General features: G+C 58.0%; 1 pseudogene. It reads right to left on the bottom strand.

Annotated elements, in window-relative coordinates:
- Positions 1 to 381 (bottom strand): annotated as a pseudogene (locus ACTHS3_RS17200) (chromosome segregation protein SMC); the annotation flags it as partial.

Raw genomic sequence — 381 nt, 5'->3', positions numbered from 1 at the left:
CTGCAAGGTAATATGTTGCTGCTTCAGGCTTTGGAAGCGGTTTGAGGCCGTCTGAAACGCTTCGCGGGCGGCGTGTAAGGCTTCTTCGGCGGCAATGATTTGTTCTTCGTAATGCTCTTGCTGGCTTTGCAACAAGACGGCGGCTTCCTGCGCGGCGGCGGTTTCGGCTTCGTCGGGCAGGTTCAGGGCTTGGTTTTCCTGTTTCAGACGACCTTTGCGCTCTTCGTGCTTGGCAACGGTTTGTTCGGCATGGGCAAGCTGCTGCTGCTTCAACGCCAGTTCGCGACGGATGCGGTTTGCCTCGTCCTGCTGGGTTTGGAAGGCGGCATTGAGCGTGGCTTGGGCTTCTTCCAATTCGGGCAGACGCTCTTCGTGTTCGGC

The sequence above is a fragment of the Neisseria sp. P0009.S007 genome (assembly GCF_051962515.1).
Note: the sequence above shows the minus strand (reverse complement) of the source record. Positions and strands in the feature narration are given on the sequence as shown.